This window comes from Streptomyces sp. SP18BB07, from assembly GCF_036322545.1.
Taxonomy (GTDB): Bacteria; Actinomycetota; Actinomycetes; order Streptomycetales; family Streptomycetaceae; genus Streptomyces; species Streptomyces deccanensis.
The window spans coordinates 123,096-138,987 of the sequence record NZ_JAQYWT010000215.1 but is presented as its reverse complement, the minus strand read 5'-3'; the positions used below and the strand labels follow the sequence as shown (position 1 = coordinate 138,987).

At 72.0% G+C, this 15,892-nt stretch carries 16 protein-coding genes; 4 read left to right on the top strand and 12 right to left on the bottom strand.

Translation table 11 applies throughout. From position 1 onward, the window contains the following. Together PUR53_RS04145 and PUR53_RS04140 are read right to left on the bottom strand one after the other, a co-directional pair. Nucleotides 1-177, bottom strand: a 177-nt coding sequence (locus PUR53_RS04145; protein WP_329897600.1) for a biotin carboxylase N-terminal domain-containing protein, incomplete at its 3' end; no start/stop codon positions are given. Between the two features lie 28 nt (nucleotides 178-205). Beyond that, complete coding sequence (locus PUR53_RS04140; RefSeq protein ID WP_329907405.1) at nucleotides 206-1,750, bottom strand: acyl-CoA carboxylase subunit beta; 1,545 nt, start codon at nucleotides 1,748-1,750, stop codon at nucleotides 206-208. A 474-nt stretch (nucleotides 1,751-2,224) separates the two neighbouring features. Between PUR53_RS04140 and PUR53_RS04135 the strand changes: the two genes are divergently transcribed. Further along, nucleotides 2,225-2,818 (top strand): response regulator transcription factor, encoded by a 594-nt coding sequence (locus PUR53_RS04135; protein ID WP_443080258.1) that lies wholly within the window; start codon nucleotides 2,225-2,227, stop codon nucleotides 2,816-2,818. A 44-nt stretch (nucleotides 2,819-2,862) separates the two neighbouring features. On the opposite strand, the gene PUR53_RS04130 is transcribed toward PUR53_RS04135, so the two are convergent. Beyond that, entirely contained in the window at nucleotides 2,863-3,882 is a 1,020-nt protein-coding gene (locus PUR53_RS04130) for a sensor histidine kinase (RefSeq protein WP_329907404.1), read from the bottom strand. 374 nt (nucleotides 3,883-4,256) lie between these two features. On the opposite strand from PUR53_RS04130, the gene PUR53_RS04125 reads away from it, so the two are divergent. Beyond that, nucleotides 4,257-5,180: an MBL fold metallo-hydrolase gene (locus PUR53_RS04125; protein ID WP_329897601.1), complete on the top strand. Its 924-nt coding sequence runs from the start codon at nucleotides 4,257-4,259 to the stop codon at nucleotides 5,178-5,180. Nucleotides 5,181-5,346: 166 nt separating this feature from the next. Beyond that, complete coding sequence (locus tag PUR53_RS04120) at nucleotides 5,347-6,159, top strand: AfsR/SARP family transcriptional regulator (protein WP_329897562.1); 813 nt, start codon at nucleotides 5,347-5,349, stop codon at nucleotides 6,157-6,159. Between the two features lie 16 nt (nucleotides 6,160-6,175). Here PUR53_RS04120 and PUR53_RS04115 read toward each other — a convergent pair whose 3' ends face one another. Both PUR53_RS04115 and PUR53_RS04110 read right to left on the bottom strand, forming a co-directional pair. After that, nucleotides 6,176-7,696: a type I polyketide synthase gene (locus PUR53_RS04115; protein ID WP_329897563.1), complete on the bottom strand. Its 1,521-nt coding sequence runs from the start codon at nucleotides 7,694-7,696 to the stop codon at nucleotides 6,176-6,178. A gap of 4 nt (nucleotides 7,697-7,700) precedes the next feature. Continuing rightward, the gene (locus PUR53_RS04110; RefSeq protein WP_329897564.1) at nucleotides 7,701-8,126 is read right to left on the bottom strand and encodes a nuclear transport factor 2 family protein; all 426 of its coding nucleotides are present in this window, start codon (nucleotides 8,124-8,126) and stop codon (nucleotides 7,701-7,703) included. A 171-nt stretch (nucleotides 8,127-8,297) separates the two neighbouring features. Here PUR53_RS04110 and PUR53_RS04105 point away from each other — a divergent pair, with 171 nt between their 5' ends. Beyond that, complete coding sequence (locus PUR53_RS04105; protein WP_329897565.1) at nucleotides 8,298-9,083, top strand: 3-oxoacyl-ACP reductase; 786 nt, start codon at nucleotides 8,298-8,300, stop codon at nucleotides 9,081-9,083. Nucleotides 9,084-9,146: 63 nt separating this feature from the next. On the opposite strand, the gene PUR53_RS04100 is transcribed toward PUR53_RS04105, so the two are convergent. The 7 genes from PUR53_RS04100 to PUR53_RS04070 all read right to left on the bottom strand — a co-directional run bounded on the left by PUR53_RS04100 (nucleotide 9,147) and on the right by PUR53_RS04070 (nucleotide 15,856). Beyond that, entirely contained in the window at nucleotides 9,147-10,124 is a 978-nt protein-coding gene (locus PUR53_RS04100) for an aromatase/cyclase (RefSeq protein ID WP_329897566.1), read from the bottom strand. A 111-nt stretch (nucleotides 10,125-10,235) separates the two neighbouring features. After that, nucleotides 10,236-10,493, bottom strand: coding sequence for an acyl carrier protein (locus PUR53_RS04095; protein WP_329897567.1), 258 nt, complete (start codon nucleotides 10,491-10,493; stop codon nucleotides 10,236-10,238). A 50-nt stretch (nucleotides 10,494-10,543) separates the two neighbouring features. Then, nucleotides 10,544-11,761: a ketosynthase chain-length factor gene (locus PUR53_RS04090; protein ID WP_329897568.1), complete on the bottom strand. Its 1,218-nt coding sequence runs from the start codon at nucleotides 11,759-11,761 to the stop codon at nucleotides 10,544-10,546. Then, nucleotides 11,758-13,026, bottom strand: a complete 1,269-nt coding sequence (locus PUR53_RS04085; protein ID WP_329897569.1) for a beta-ketoacyl-[acyl-carrier-protein] synthase family protein — start codon at nucleotides 13,024-13,026, stop codon at nucleotides 11,758-11,760. The genes PUR53_RS04090 and PUR53_RS04085 overlap by 4 nt, the downstream gene beginning before the upstream one ends. A gap of 429 nt (nucleotides 13,027-13,455) precedes the next feature. After that, nucleotides 13,456-13,896 carry a lipocalin-like domain-containing protein gene (locus PUR53_RS04080; RefSeq protein ID WP_329907403.1) on the bottom strand — a complete coding sequence of 147 codons (441 nt, stop codon included), beginning with the start codon at nucleotides 13,894-13,896 and terminating at the stop codon, nucleotides 13,456-13,458. Nucleotide 13,897: 1 nt separating this feature from the next. Continuing rightward, nucleotides 13,898-14,953 (bottom strand): LLM class flavin-dependent oxidoreductase, encoded by a 1,056-nt coding sequence (locus PUR53_RS04075; protein WP_329907402.1) that lies wholly within the window; start codon nucleotides 14,951-14,953, stop codon nucleotides 13,898-13,900. 138 nt (nucleotides 14,954-15,091) lie between these two features. After that, the gene (locus PUR53_RS04070; RefSeq protein ID WP_329907401.1) at nucleotides 15,092-15,856 is read right to left on the bottom strand and encodes an SDR family oxidoreductase; all 765 of its coding nucleotides are present in this window, start codon (nucleotides 15,854-15,856) and stop codon (nucleotides 15,092-15,094) included. Between the last annotated feature and the right edge of the window lie 36 nt (nucleotides 15,857-15,892).

The following is a 15,892-nucleotide window of genomic DNA, read 5'->3' as shown; positions in this document are numbered from 1 at the left end:
GGTCGCCGGAGTGTCACCGCCCAACGCGAACGCCTCGTCCGCGGCCCGCACATGCAGCGCGTCCCGGTCCGGATCGGCGTACACGGCCACGCTCGCGATCCCGGCGTCCCGGCACGCCCGGGCGACGCGGACAGCGATTTCACCTCGGTTGGCGATCAACACCTTGCGGAGGCTCACTTGTCGTCCTTCACGTCGAGGTCCTCGCTCACTGGGGCTGGTTCCCGTGCTTGCGGTGGGGTAGGGGGGCGTGCTTGGCGCGAAGCATGGTCAGGGCGGAGATGAGCCGGGAGCGGGTCTCTGAGGGGTCGATGACCTCGTCGACGAGGCCCCTCTCGGCGGCGTAGTAGGGATGCATGAGGTTGCTGCGGTACTCCTCGATCTTCTGTGCGCGCACGGCCTCGGGGTCGTCCGCCGCGGCGATCTCACGACGGAAGATGACGTTGGCGGCGCCCTCGGCGCCCATCACGGCGATCTCGTTGGACGGCCAGGCGAGCGCGAGGTCGGTACCGATGGAGCGTGAGTCCATCACGATGTAGGCGCCGCCGTACGCCTTGCGCAGGACGACGGAGATACGGGGCACCGTGGCGTTGCAGTAGGCGTACAGGAGCTTGGCGCCGTGCCGGATGATGCCGTCGTGCTCCTGGTCCACGCCGGGCAGGAACCCGGGGACGTCGACGAGGCTCACCAGCGGGATGTTGAAGGCGTCGCAGGTCTGCACGAACCGCGCCGCCTTCTCCGAGGCACGGATGTCGAGGACGCCCGCGAGGGTGGCGGGCTGGTTGGCGACGACGCCGACGACCTCGCCGCCCAGCCGGGTCAGGGCGCAGACGATGTTGCCTGCCCATGTCTCGTGGATCTCCATGAACTCGCCGTCGTCGACGATCTCCTGAATGACGCTCCGCATGTCGTACGACTGGTTGGGGTCGTCCGGCACCAGGTCGTGGAGACGGGCGGTGGGGCGGTCCGACGGGTCGGTGGCCGGGACGGCCGGAGGCCGCTCACGGTTGTTGGCGGGCAGCAGCGTGAGCAGATAGCGCACGTCCTCCAGACAGCTCTCCTCGTCGTCGTACGCGAAGTGCGCGACACCGGAGAGCGAGGCGTGGGCGTCGGCTCCGCCGAGCGCGTCCTGGGTGATGACCTCGCCGGTGACCGCCTGGACGACGTCGGGCCCGGTGATGAACATCTGGGCGGTGCCGCGGACCATGAAGACGTAGTCGGTGAGGGCGGGCGAGTAGGCGGCGCCGCCCGCGCACGGGCCGAGGACGACGGAGAGCTGCGGGATGACGCCGGAGTTGCGGACGTTGCGGGTGAAGATCCCCCCGTAGCCGGCCAACGCGGTGACGCCCTCCTGGATACGGGCGCCGGCGCCGTCGCACAGGCCGACGACGGGCACCCCGGCCGCCTCGGCCATGTCCATCACCTTGTGGATCTTCTGCGCGTGGGCCTCGCCGAGTGCACCGCCGAAGATGCGGAAGTCATGGGCGTACGCGAAGACCGTGCGGCCGTGCACCTGGCCCCAGCCGGTGACCACACCGTCGGTGTACGGCTTCTTGTCCTCCAGTCCGAAGCCGGTGGCCCGGTGCCGGCGGAACGCCTCGACCTCGGTGAAGGTGTCCTTGTCGAACAGGAGCTCTATGCGTTCGCGAGCAGTCAGCTTTCCCTTGGCGTGCTGTGCCTCGGTGGCGGCCTCGCTCGGGCCGCGCCGCAGGGCGGCCCGCAGTTCGGCGAGTTCGTCGGCGGCGATGCTCATGGGCTGCCCTTCCGGGAGGGTCGACGGGAGCCTTGATGACGGCTGAGGGTGCGCCGGGCACCTAGAGGTGGACTGGAAACTGGCTGGAAGCCCCGTACTGCAGCCTCGGATCTCGTGTCGGACCTGGGCCGCAAGAACGGCTGGACGATCCACTACCACCGACGCGGAGACCCGCTGCCGGCCCGGCTCCGCCCTGGCGACCACCGCCCAGCCGCAACCGATCACACCATGAAGATCTGAGGCTGTAGTACCCGGCCGCTGCACGGCGGCGGAACGACAGCCGAATTCCGGCGGACCGGATGCCATAAGCGATATCCCCGTGAAAGCGATTCGGCATACGCAACGGCACTTCGGCCGGAATCACCGAGAGTGAGCAATGGTGACCCTGTACCATCCAAGTCAGCTCTGAATATCCACGGATATAAGGAACGGATTATGACGCATGAAGACGGGGGAATGCGCGTGATACGGGTCATGCTGGCGGAAGACATGCACATGGTTCGCGGGGCCCTGGTCGCGCTGCTGGCGGGGGAGAACGGCCTGGAGGTGGTGGCGGAGGTCGACCGCGGTGACGCCATCATCCCCACGGCGCTGGAGCACCGGCCGGACGTGGCGGTCATCGACGTGGACCTGCCGGGCGTGGACGGCCTGACCGCGGCGGCCGAACTGCGCCGGCGGCTGCCGGAGTGCCGCACCCTGGTCCTCACCGCGCTGGGCCGGCCGGGCACCCTCCAGCGTGCCCTGGCCGCCCGGGTCAGCGGCTATCTGCTCAAGGACGAGCCGCCCCACCAACTGGCCAAGGCGATACGGCACATCGCGCATGGCGGCCGGGTCATCGACCCCGAGCTGGCGCTGGCTTCCTGGGAGAGCGACGTCAGTCCACTGACCGTGCGGGAGACCGGTGTTCTGCGCCACGCGGCGAGCGGCGCCGACCCCGCCGAGATCGCCCGGCGCATGAGCCTGTCCACAGGCACGGTCCGCAACTATCTCACCTCGGCCGTCACGAAACTGCACGCCCGCAACCGGCTCGACGCCGTGCGGCTCGCAGAGCAGGCGGGCTGGCTGTAGCGGCCGCCGGCGCGGGCCGGTCGGCCGGCCCGCGCCGGACCGCGTCAGCGCGCCCCAGCCGGCAGTCCGGCGGCCGGGGACGCCTCCGCACCCCGCGCCGTCGTCGGGGACACCGCGCACAGCCGGAACCAGTCCTCCTCGTACGACCAGGTCAGAGTGCCGCCGACGGCTGTGAGCCGGGCGGTGAGACTGTCCAGCCCGGTGCCCTCACGTCGTTGCTCGCGAGCCGGTGCCGAGCCGTCGTTGGAGAGAGTCAGGACGATGGCGCAGGAGGTGCGGCGCAGGGTGATGCGGCAGGACCGGGCGCGGCTGTGGCGGAGCACGTTGGTCACACCTTCGCGCAGCACGGCGGCCAGGGCGTACGCCACGTCGGGGTCGCGGGCCGTGGAGTCGACGGCGACCTCGGTGTGGATGCCCGCCATGCACAGCACCTGGTGGGCCGAGGCGAGTTCGGCGGCCAGGTCGAGCCGCCGGGGGCCGGAGACCACGGCCCGTGTCTCGGCGAGGGCCCGCCGGGAGAGCGAGACCAGTTCGGCGGCCTCCGCCCGGCCCGGCGCCCGCTCCTCGGCCAACCGGCGGGCGAGCAGTTCGGTCTGCGCGACGATCGAGGTGAAGCTGTGGCCGAGCAGGTTGTGCAGATCGCGCTGTCGGCGGCGGTGCTCGTGGGCGGCGCGCCGGCGCTCGGCGTTCACCAGGGAGCGGCGGACGTCGAGGGTGGCCTGGAGGCGGTCCAGCCCGTGTGCGCCGATGGCCGCGAGGCCCACGGACAGAACGACATAGGCCAGTTCACCGGGGAGCAGGACGAAGGAGAGGGCACCGGTCAGGAGGGCGAGCGTGCCGAGTCGTGCGCCCGGTCGGCGGGCGGCCGCCGTCGCCAGGGAGCCGAGGACGGCCACCGCGACGACGAACGCGCCCCGCTGCCAGCCCCCTTGGTCCAGGGGACCGTGGACGGCGGCGGCGACGGCGCAGACGACCTGTGCCGCGGCGGCGATCACGGCACCGGTTCGGCCGGGCCGCGCGAGGGCGCGTCCGACCGGCGTACGGGTCCGGGACGGCCGGCCCACGACGGGTTCGCCGCCGGAAGCGGTCGGTCCGGTTCTGGACCCGCCACGTGCAGTTCCGGACCAGGACGGGACATCGGGCCGGCGACCTCCCCGGAATTCCTCGCGGTCGCTCGGCCGCCCGGCGATGTCAGTAAAGGGCATGGCGCCGCCCGCGTGCTCGGACAATTCAATTCCCCCGAATATCAGAGTGACGCAAGCCACGTTTCGATCGAGCGATACACGGGAAACCCGTCTTCGCGGTCATTCGAAATGCCGGACACCTTTGTGCGGCGGCGAAGTTGACCTTTACTTTACCAGCGGCGCCTTCGGCCCCCAGGGGAATTCCCGGACTCGACCGACGCTCGAGCCCCGCCGCCCAGCCTGTTCGCGTGACCATGACCCCCGCACCGAAGACCGCCCCCCTCGCACCGGCACGGCTCGAGGAAGTCGCTGAAAACGTTTACGCCTATGTGCAACCCGACGGGAGCTGGTGCCTGAACAACGCGGGCGTCATCTCCGTGGACGGCGAGAGCACGCTGGTGGACACGACGGCCACCGAACAGCGGGCCCGCGCCCTGCGCGAGGCCGTGCTGGGCGTCGGCGTCGCTCCGCGCGTCGTCGTCAACACCCACTCGCACGGCGACCACACCTTCGGGAACTTCGTCTTCCCCGAGGCCGTGGTCGTGGGCCACGCGGGCACCCGCGCCGAGATTCAGAAGGTCGGCCTGCACCTCACCGGACTGTGGCCGGACGTGTGCTGGGGAGAGATCGAGCTGTCCCCGCCGACGATCACCTACGAGGACCGGCTCACCCTGCACATCGGGTCCGTGCGCGCCGACGTCGTCGACATGGGCACCGCGCACACCGCCAACGACACCGTGGTCTGGCTGCCGGAGCAGCGGGTCCTCTTCACCGGCGACCTGGTGATGCGCGGAGTCACCCCGTTCATCCCGATGGGCTCGCTCTCCGGCGCCCTGGCCGCCGTGCGGGCCATGCGGGAACTGCGGCCCGAGGTGATCGTCCCCGGTCACGGCCCGGTCTGCGGGACCGAGGCGCTGGACGAGACCGAGCGCTACCTCCAGTGGGTGCGGGGCCTCGCCCAGGAGGGCCTGGCCGCCGGCGCCACACCGCTGGAGGTGGCCCACGACACCGACTTCGGCCCCTGGGCGGAGCTCCTGGACCCTGAGCGGCTGGTGCCGAACCTGCACCGCGCCTATGCCGAACTGCGCGGGGCGGCGCCCGGTTCACCGGTCGACATGACCGCCTTGTTCCAGGAGATGGTCACCTTCCGTGGCACACCGCCGGTGTGCCACGCCTGACTGCCGGCCGCGACGAACGTGCGCCGTCCCGGCCCCTTGCGCGACGGCCCCCGACCTCGGACTGTGTTCGTTTCGGCGCGACTCAGGTGGATCTTGTGAGATTTTCATAGCCGTTCATGCCCGGCATCACTGTTTACCCCTCCCACCGGGCTGAGAGGCTCGCCCCATGGAATTCGGAGTCCTCGGACCGCTCGAAGCACGCGTGCACGGCACGTCCATCGTGCCGACCGCTGGAAAACCCCGACAGATCCTCTCGCTGCTCGCCATCAGAGTGGGGCGTGTGGTGCAGGTTGAGACGCTGATGGCAGAGGTATGGGGCGATGCCATCCCGCGCAGTGCCGCCACCACGCTCCAGACCTACATTCTCCAGTTACGCAGGAAACTGACCGCGGCCGACATCCACCAGACCGGCCGCGGCGCCAAGGAGATCCTGACGACGTGTTACGGCGGATACCGGCTCGTCCCGGAGGAGTACTCCTGCGACCTGCTGGCCTTCCAACGGCTGATCCGCCTCGGCGCGACGGCCCTGAGCGCCGACGACCCCGCGACGGCGACCCGGCACCTCGGGCACGCCCTGGACCTGTGGCGCGGCCCGGCCCTCGCCGACGTGCCCGTGGGGGAGGTCCTCGGCATGGAGGTCATCGGCATGCAGGAGGAGCGCGCACGGGCACTGGAGTTGCGGCTCGACGCCGACCTCCGGCTCGGCCGGCACGCGGAGCTCATCGGCGAGCTCCGGATGCTCGTGGCCGCGCAGCCCCTCCATGAGACCCTGTGCGCCCAGCTCATGATCGCCCTGTACCGGTCCGGGTACCCCTGGCGCGCGCTGGACGCCTTCCAGTCGCTGCGCCAGGCCCTGGTCGAGGAACTCGGGGTCGAACCCTCACCGCGGCTGCAACGCCTGCACCGGGCGATCCTCAGCAACGACGCCCAGCTGGACGCCCCTTCCTTCACCCCGCACGCCCTGACGGCCTCCGCGTAGCGCCCCGTCCCGTCGGTCATCGGTGGCGGGTGGCCGCCGTGCTCACGACGTGCCCCGTGTCGAGCCAGTGCGTGGTGAAGGTCCACTCGGCGGGCTGTACCGGTCGTCCGCCGGCGTCGCGGAGCTCGGCCCGGTCGCCGTGCAGGGCGAACCCGAAGTCACGGAAGGGCAGGCGGGTTCCGACACCGAGCGCCTTCGTGTACGCCTCCTTCAAGGTCCACAGGCGCAGCGCGACGCGGGCCCGGCCGGCCTCCGGCAGCGCGGCCAGGCCGGCCGCCTCGTCCCGGGTGCACATGAGGCGGGCCAGGGCGTCGGCGCGCACCGGCCGGCCGGTGTTCTCGGTGTCGACGCCGAGCCGACCGCCGGTGCCCAGGGCGAGCACCAGGGTGTCGCCGGTGTGGGTGAGACTGAGGCAGAGCCGGTCGTAGCCGCGTACGTAGGGGCGGCCCCCCGGGCAACGGGCCAGTTCGAGGTCGAGCGGCCGGACGCCGAGGGCGGTGCCCACCGCGTGCTTCATCAACTGCCGGGCGGCGGCGAACCGTTGCCGTGCCCCGGCCCGGCGCCCGGCCCACCGCGCGTACTCCCCGCCGAGCAGCGCCCGCAGGCCGGGCCCCTCGGGCACGGCCCACTCCTCGACGGAGCCGTACAGCACCACCACCCGCCCGTCGTCGAGCGCCGCCCGCACGCCCCCGGTCCAGTCTCCGCCCGGCCCGTCGGCGCGCCGCACCAGCTGCGCCCCGGGTGCCGTCCCCGGGCTCACGGGTCCGCTCGCCACCGGGCGGCGCACCGTGTCCGGCCCCGTCGGGGCGGTCGTACGGCGGGGGGCGATCACCTCGTCGAAGACGGCGGCGCACCGTACGGTGTCGGAACCGTCCGGATCCCGGTCGAGGCGCAGGGCGAGACGAGAGAGCGCACCCGTCAGGCGGGCCCGGGCGCGACCGTCGCCGGGCTGCGGGTCGTCGAGGCAGGCGGCGGCCGCCGTGAGCAGGGCGTACCGGTCCGCGGCGGCCCGGTGCCGCGCGTCCCCGGCAGAGTCCGTTCCACCCTGGTCCCGGCCGTACCGGGCGGTCGCCGCGGCGCAGGTGGTGAGCAGGTGGCGGCGCTCCTGTTCCAGCACGGAGAGCGTCAGGTGGCGCAGGGGGGCCAGGGGACGGGAGAGCCGGTCGTCGCCTCGGGCGAGGCGGGGCAGCCGGGCGGTGACGGCGGTGAGGTGTTCGGTGTGGTCGGCGTGCCACATCGCGTCGGCGAGGAAGCGGGCCCGGCGCCGGTACTCGGCGCCGGGCCCGCTGTCGCACGAGAGGTCCGGGCCGAGCAGCACCACGAGCCCATCGACGCTCTCCAGGAGAAGTCGGGGGACGAGATGGCGCGCGGCGACCGGGTCGGCGCGCAGCAGCCGCCCGCACACCCACAGGTCCAGGTAGGCCGCCCCGGCCGCCGCCCTGGCCCGGCGCGACGGCGGCCGGTCGGCGGCGGCCCGCAGCGCACAGCGCAGCGCGGTGCCGGCGTGCGCCGCCAGCCGGGCCGGCGAGGCGGTCACCGGCTCAGACCAGCTGGTCGTAGGCGACCGAGCGGGACTTCAGCAGGATGTGGCCGTCCGTCACGTCGATGACGTCGTGCACAACGGTGCTGGGCCAGATCTCCGGCTGCTCGTTCGGCTTCACCCGCACGATCAGCGCGTACACCGTGGAGCCGATGGTGCCGTCGTCGCGCGGGTCGAGGACGATCTGGTTGAAGTAGTGGCGGCGCTGCGTCGGATCGTTCTCGTACTTCTTCAGGAACGAGCGCAGTTCCTCCAGGATGGCGTCGGGGCCGACCACGGGGTCGAGACCGGGAGTGTGCTGGAAACTGCCGTCCTTGGTGAACGTGTTCGCGTACTCCTCGATCCGTCCGTTGTCGAGTGCCTGCATCTGCCGGGCGTAGAAGTGCTGCACCTGGACGTAGAGATCGCTGCTGACGGTGGTTGCCATGAACGGGCCTCCGGTGAGGTGGATGGGGGCGGGCGCTCCACGGTGTCCGGGTGGGCTCGAATCGGGCTGGAGCGGCCGGGGGGCGCGGTCCAGGTTCCTTCCAGCGCCGCACGAGCGGGCTTGACCAGGCTCGACGGGCAGATCCGCCCACCCAGCGATTCAGGAGAGCACATGACGAAGCAGGTCAAGCCCGTCGCTCTGGTCACGGGAGCCACGAGTGGAATCGGCCTGGAGATCGTCCGGCGGCTCGCCGGGCTCGGGGCCCGCGTCTATCTGTGCGCCCGTCAGGAGGACCAGGTCGCGGCCACCGTCAAGGAGCTGACGGACCAGGGGTACGAGGTGGACGGGACCACGTGCGACGTCGCGGACCCCGCGCAGATCCGGGCGTTCGTCCGGGCCGCTGTCGACCGTTTCGGACCGGTGGACATCCTCGTCAACAACGCCGGCCGCAGCGGCGGCGGAGCCACCGCCGAGATCGCCGACGAACTCTGGTTCGACGTGATCAACACCAACCTCAACAGCGTGTTCCTCATGACCAAGGAGGTGCTCACCACCGGCGGGATGCTGGACCGGCGGCGCGGCCGTGTCATCAGCATCGCCTCGACCGGCGGCAAGCAGGGCGTGGTGCACGCCGCTCCGTACTCCGCGTCCAAGCACGGTGTCGTCGGCTTCAGCAAGGCCCTCGGCCTGGAGCTGGCCCGCACGGGCATCACCGTCAACGCGGTCTGCCCGGGCTTCGTGGAGACGCCCATGGCGGAGCGGGTACGTGAGCACTACGCCGGTATCTGGGGGGTCAGCGAGCAGGAGGCCCACGACCGGATCACCACCCGGGTGCCCATGGGCCGCTATGTGGAGGTGCGTGAGGTGGCCGCCATGGTCGAGTACCTGGTGAGCGACGACGCCGCCGCCGTCACCGCGCAGGCCCTCAACGTCTGCGGCGGCCTCGGCAACTACTGAGCGCCGCGGGACGGGCAAGCGGTGCGGGCGGGGGCAGGTGCCCCCGCCCGCACCGCGTTCTCGTCATGCGGCGCTCCGTGGGGTTCCGTGCGCGGCGGCGTGCGTCATCGTCGTCATGCTGTTGCGGCCCAGCGCGTCCCGGACGAAGGCACGGGCGTCCGCGAGCGTGGCCTGCTCGCCGAGCACTTCGGTGACCGCCGCCGGGTCGATCGCCACCGTGTGCCGGGCGGTGGCGGACGGGCCGTCCGCGCCGTCGGTGAAGGTCCACAGTCCGCTGTGCCCGATCAGCAGCTTGGGCAGCACGTACTGCTTGTACGCGATCCAGGACGAGGCCTCGCAGATCCGCACCGAGCGCGTGGTGTGCGCCGAGCCGTCCGCGGTGACCGTGTCCATCTCCAGGCCCTGCACACCGGGCACGTCCTCGGTCAGCCGCACCCGCCGCACATGCGGCAGCCGCTCCGCCCAGAGGTCGGCACGGTTGACGAAGTCGTACGCCTCCTCGGTGCCGTTGCCGAGCGGTACGACGTCCGTGAAGGAGAACACCACGTCCTGGAGCGGATGTCCGAGCTCGGCGATCCGGGCCAGGGCCGCGAGTTCCTCCGCGCTGTTGCGGTCCAGCGCGTCGAGGACGTCGCGTACCGCCTCGGGGGCGTCACCGGCCACCGAGAAGCGGTGCCGCAGCACCACCTGCGTACGGCCGTCGGGCAGCGGCCGGAAGAGCCAGCCGCCGCCCATCGAGGTGAGCGGCGCGAAGGGGCGCTGCTGCCGGAAGCCCACGTAGTGGCGCGCGGGGTCCAGGGAGCGCCGTGACGTCCAGTTGGTGACGGCGCCGTTGACCTGGGCCCAGATCTCGAACAGCTCGCCACGTGCGGTGCGTTCGAGGTGCCGCACATGGACGCTCGGGCCGAAGACGGCGGGCCAGAGCGTGACGTCGGCGACCAGGTCGTACAGCACCTGGACCGGGGCGGCCACGGCCAGGGTGTGCTCGGTGCGGTGGATGACGGGTCGTTCGACCAGGGGTTCGGTCATGAGTTCGGCCATGGAGTCCTCCTCGGAGCGGGGCGGCTGACGGGGCGGGGCGGGCGCGGCGACGGCAGGGGGCCGGCATCCCGGCAGGTGGGATGCCGGCCCCGCGAGAGCGACCCTGGTGGATCAGGCGGTTGCCACGGTGGTGCCGTTCACCAGGTCCAGGAGCGCGCGCGGGGTCTCCACGTCGCCGATGGCGTCGTCGGACAGGTCGACGCCGTACTCCTGCTTGATCTTCGCGGCGCTCTCCATCAGGGCGAGGGAGTCGTAGCCGAGGTCCTCGAAGCTGGTGTCGAGGATGTCGCCGCTGAGGTCGATGCCGTCGTCCGCGCCGGCGGCCTCGACAAGGATGCGGCGCAGGTCGTCGATGGTGAGCTGGGACATGGGGTTTCTCCTGTGTGGATCTCGGACGGCAGGGACAGTGGTGGTGCGGGTCACGCGTTCCGGCGGGTCACGACGACCGCCGAGTTGAAGCCCCAGCGGCCCCTGGCCAGGACCAGTGCCGCCGACACCGACCGGGTGCGCGGCTCGCCGATGACCAGGTCGAGGCCGTACGTCTCGGGGACCAGGGCGGTGGAGCCGGAGGCCGGGACCACGCCGTCCCGGATCGACAGCAGGGCCGCCACCAGGTCGGCCGGGCCGCCGCCCGCGTACATGCGGCCGGTCAGCGCCTTGGGCGCGCTCACCGGCACACCGCCCGGCCCGAAGACCGCGCGCAGGGCGTCCGCCTCGGAGCGGTCCAGCGCCGGGAGCCCGGCGGCGTCGGCGAACACGACGTCGATGTCACCGGGGGCCAATTCGGCGTCGGCCAGGGCGAGTTCGATGGCCCGGCGCAGACCCGGCTCGCGGTCGGAGCCCGGCGGTGGGTCGAAGGTCGAGGCATAGCCGGCGATCTCGCCGTAGATCTGCGGCGCCCCGCGCTCCCGGGCCGAGGCGGCGTCCTCAGCGACGAGAATCGCCCCGCCCTCGCCGGGCACATAGCCGGCGGCCCGTTCGTCGAACGGCAGGTACGCCGCCGCCGGGTCGGTGGCCGTGGACACCCGGCCGCCCGCGAGCTGGGCGGCCCAGCCCCAGGGGTCGAACGCGGCGTCCACACCGCCGCACACCACCAGGCCGGTGCCGCGCCGGACGGTCCGCCGGGCGTGTCCGACGGCGTCCAGGCCGCCCGCCTGCTCGCCGACCAGCGCGGCGCTGGGCCCGCGCAGCTTGTGGCGGATGGAGATCTGGCCGGTGTTCACGGCGTAGAACCAGGCGAACGACTCATAGACGGAGACGTGCTCCGGGCCCTTGGACCAGAGTTTCCTGAACTCCCGGTGGGTGAACTCGAAGCCGCCGAGCGCGTTGGAGGTGACGGTGCCCATGTCGTAGTCGGGCAGGGTGCCCTCGTCGACGCCGGCGTCGGCGAGCGCCCAGGCCGCCACGGCCAGCGCGTACCGGGTCGACACGTCGGTCTGCGGCAGCAGCCGGCTCGGCAGATGGTCGCCGGCCTCGAAGCCGGTGATCTGCCCCGCCAGCCGCGAGGGGTACTTCGCCGTGTCGAAGCCGGTCAGTTCGCGGATGCCGCTGTGGCCGGCCAGCGTGGCCTTCCAGAAGGCCTCGACGCCCAGGCCGCTGGGGGCGGCCACCCCGATACCGGTGATGACGGTGCTCATACGGGGGACACCTCCGGGCGGTGCAGGACCATGGCGCTCTGGAAGCCGCCGAAGCCGCTGCCGACGGTGAGGACGGTGTCGACGCGCTGCTCGCGCGCCGTCACCGGCACGTAGTCCAGGTCGCACTCGGGGTCGGCCGTGTGCAGGTTCGCCGTCGGCGGCACCACGTTGTGCTCGATGGCGAGCAGCGACGCCGCGATCTCGACCGAGCCGATGGCGCCCAGCGAGTGCCCCACCATCGACTTGATGGAACTCACGGGCACGTCATACGCGTGTTCGCCGAGGCTGCGTTTGAACGCCGCGGTCTCATGGCGGTCGTTCTGCTTGGTGCCCGAGCCGTGCGCGTTGACGTAGTCGACGGCGGTGCGGTCCAGACGGGCCTCGTCGAGCGAGACCCGGATCGCCTCGGCCATCTCGCGGCCGTCCTTCTTCAGGCCCGTCATGTGGTGGGCGTTGCAGCGGGTGGCGTAGCCGCCGACCTCGGCGTAGATGTGGGCGCCGCGCCGCTTGGCCGCCTCGTACTCCTCCAGGACGAACATGGCGGCGCCCTCGGCCAGGACGAACCCGTTGCGGGTTCCGTCGAACGGGCGGGAGGCGTGCTCGGGGTCGTCGTTGCGCGGGGTGGTGGCCTTGATCGCGTCGAAACAGGCGACCACGATCGGTGAGATGGGGGTGTCCGCGGCGCCGGCGACGACGGTGTCGACGGTGCCCTCCCGGATCAGCTGGACGCCGTAGCCGACGGAGTCCAGGCCAGAGGTGCAGCCGTCGGACACCATCGTCACCGGGCCCTCGGCGCCGGCCGCCCAGGCCACCTCGGCGGGCATGACGCCAGGACTCAGGTAGTCGAACATGTGCGAGGACAGATAGGTGGGGTCGACCTCCCACTCACGGCCCGCGTCCGACATCACCAGGTACTCGTTCTCAAGGCTCGTCGCCGAGGCGACGGCGCTGCCCAGGCTCACGCCGACGCGGTACGGGTCGAGGGCGCCCGGCTCCAGCCCGCTGTCCGCGAGCGCCTCGCGGGTGCAGGCCACGGCGAACTGCGTGGCTCGGTCCATACGGCGGATCTCGCGCGGGCCGAAGCCCTCCGCCTCGGCATCGAAGTCGACCTCGCCGGCGATCCGGGAACGGAACGGCGAGGCGTCGAAGAAGGAGATGCTCCGGGTCGCGGTACGGCCCTCCGACAACAGGTTCCAGAACGCCTTCGTCCCGTTTCCGCCAGGGGCCCTCACACCGATACCGGTGATCACCACACGCCGGGTCATGTCCGGCCTGCGTTCGTGGAGAACATCGTTCTGTTGTTCCTTTCGTCGCATCGGCACACCGGAGGTACTGGTCAAGCAGGCTGCGGCGGTCTGCTCGAACTCCGCTGGAGCACGCAAGGAGGCCGCGGCCCCGTCACCCCGCATCGCTGAAGCGGCACACGAGCGCCGCTCCAGTCCGCGTCGACAAGCTCCCCTCGACCGCACCGACGGGTGACCGGACCGAGTGCGGGAACGAGCCGGCAGCCGTGTCGACGCCGTCGAGGTCCCCACCGCGTGGGGCACCCGCCCGGTCATGGGCAGGCGGTGCCGTCACCACGCGACCGGGATCGGCGCGGCCTGTTCACCGTGGCCTGTTCGGCGTGGCCTGTTCGGCGCGGTGTCCGTCGCCGGTCGCGTCGGCGAGGTCGGCGGCGGTTCTTCCAGCCCGTCTCAGTCGGCGCGGCGCCAGCGGAGGATGCGGCGCTGCTGGTGTTCGCCGCCCTGGGCGACGCCGGTCAGGACCAGGTCGCCGCCGTCCACCCGCAGATGACGGATCTGGCGGGTGCCGACCATGAACGGGTGGGCGCTGACGGCGACCTCGTGCACCATCCGGCCGCCCTCCAGCCGCCAGCGTCCCGCGTACCCCATGAACGTCTCGGACCCGCCGTCACCCCGTTCGGGGCCGTCGGGGCCGTCGGGGGCGCGCATCATGCTGACCGCCATATGGCCGTCAGCGGTGTACAGCAGCATGCCGCGGGGTGTGGAGCCGAGCGGGCCGTCGCTGACGCCGCCGTCATCGTCCACGTCGTGGTAGGCGACCAGATGCCAGACACCCACAGGGTCGAACGCGGCACCCCGGGTCTCCTGCGCACGTGTGTCGGGCAGGCTCATCTCATCGCCCCGTTCCGGTCGGCGTGCCCATGGCCTTGGCGTCCGCGCCCGGGGCCGGGCCGACCTCGCGGCGCAGCTCGGGGATCACCTCGCCGCCGAGCAGCTCCAGCTGCTCGCGTACCTCGGCGTACGGCATCCCGGGCATGTCCAGGGCGAAGAGCTGACGTTGATGGCCGTAGCGCTCGCGGAAGCCGAGGACGGCCTCGACGACCTGCTGGGGGCTGCCGACGGTCAGCGTGGTCGCGGCCATCTCGCGTTCCAGCGTGCCCGGCGCGGGCACGGCGCCACGGGCGGCGAGCAGCTGGGAGTGGTAGGGCCGGAACCGCTTCACGGCGTCCTGGCTGCGGCGCGCCACATGCAGCTGCCCTCCCGCGCCGAGGACGGCGTCCTCCGGGTCGCGGCCGTGCTCCGCCCACGCACTCCGGTAGTGGTCGGCCAGCGCGCCGAAGTGCTCCATCGGGCCGAACACGTTGTTCAGGAAGAGGGGTTCCCCGAACCGGGCCGCGGTCCGCGCGGTCGTCGCGCTGCGTACCGCGCCGTGCCAGATGACCGGGGGCGGCCCGTACGGTCGTGGAATCGTGGTCACCTGGTGCAGCGGGGTGCGGAAGCGGCCCGACCAGTCGACGTCCTCCCGCCGCCACAGAGTGCGCAGCAATCGGTGATTCTCGGCGAGGAGTTCGTCCTGGTCACCGGGGTCGCGGCCGAACAGCGGGAAGGTGCGCCAGGACACCCCCTTGCCGATCATCAGGTCGACGCGGCCGTCGGACAGGTGCGACAGCGTGGCGAAGTCCTCGGCCACCCGCACCGGGTCCAGCGTGGTCAGCACGGTGACAGCGGTGCTCAGCCGCAGCCGGGTGGTGCGGGCGGCGACATGGCCGAGGATGACGGTGGGCGCGCTGGTGACGTACGGGCCGTCGTGGTGCTCACCGATCGCGAAGACATCCATGCCCATCTCCTCGGTGAGCACGGCGAGCTCGACGATGCCCCGCAGCCGCTCCCGCTCACCGGGGACCTCGCCGGTCACCGGGTGGGGGCCCAGCAGGCCGATACTGAACATTCCGATTTCCATGCGGACCCTTGGTTGTGTCGGTGTCGGTGTCGGTGTCGGTGTCGGTGTCGGTGCCCGTGCCCGTGCCCGTGGCGGTGGCGGTGGCGCGGCGCGGGCGGTGCGGGAGGGGCGCGGTGCGGGGGAACGTCAGAGTCGTGAGCCGCCGGTGACGTCGATCAGCTGGCCGGTGATCCAGCGGCTCGCGTCCGAGGCCAGGAAGGCCACCACGTCCGCCACGTCGTCCGGCCGCCCGATCCGCTTGAACACCGACCACTCCGCCAGTGCGGCGCGCCCTTCCGGGGTCTCGCGCAGAAACGCGTTGATGTCCGTCTCGATGAAGCCCGGCACCACCGCGTTCACCGTGATCCCGCGCGGCCCGACGTCCTGCGCCACGGTCCGCGTCATGGTGTCCAGGGCGCCCTTGGTCATTCCGTAGACCACCGAGTCCGGGTAGACCATGCGGGTCACGCCGGACGAGACGTTGACGACGCGCCCGCCCTCCGACATCCGCTCCAGGGCGTGCTGGGTGAGGAACAGGGGCGCCCGTACGTTCACCGCCACGTGCCGGTCGAAGATCTCGCCGGTCACGTCGGTGACGCGGCCCAGCTCGTGCACGGCCGCGTTGTTCACGAGGATGTCCAGGCCCGGTTCCGCGCCCAGGTCCGCGAGCCGCTCGTCGTACCGCGCGAACAGCCGGCCCACGGCCTCCGGTTCGGCCAGGTCGGCACCGATCGCGAACGCCTGCCCGCCGTCCTTGCGGATCAGCGCGACGGTCTCCTCGGCGGCGGCCTCGCTGCGGCCGTAGTGCACCGCCACGCGGGCTCCGTCGGCCGCCAGCCGCAGGGCGATCCCACGTCCGATGCCCCGGCCCGCGCCTGTCACCAAGGCGGTCCTGCCCTCAAGAACTCCCATGTTCCACACCTCTGCGTCGCCGTGCCGGACATACCG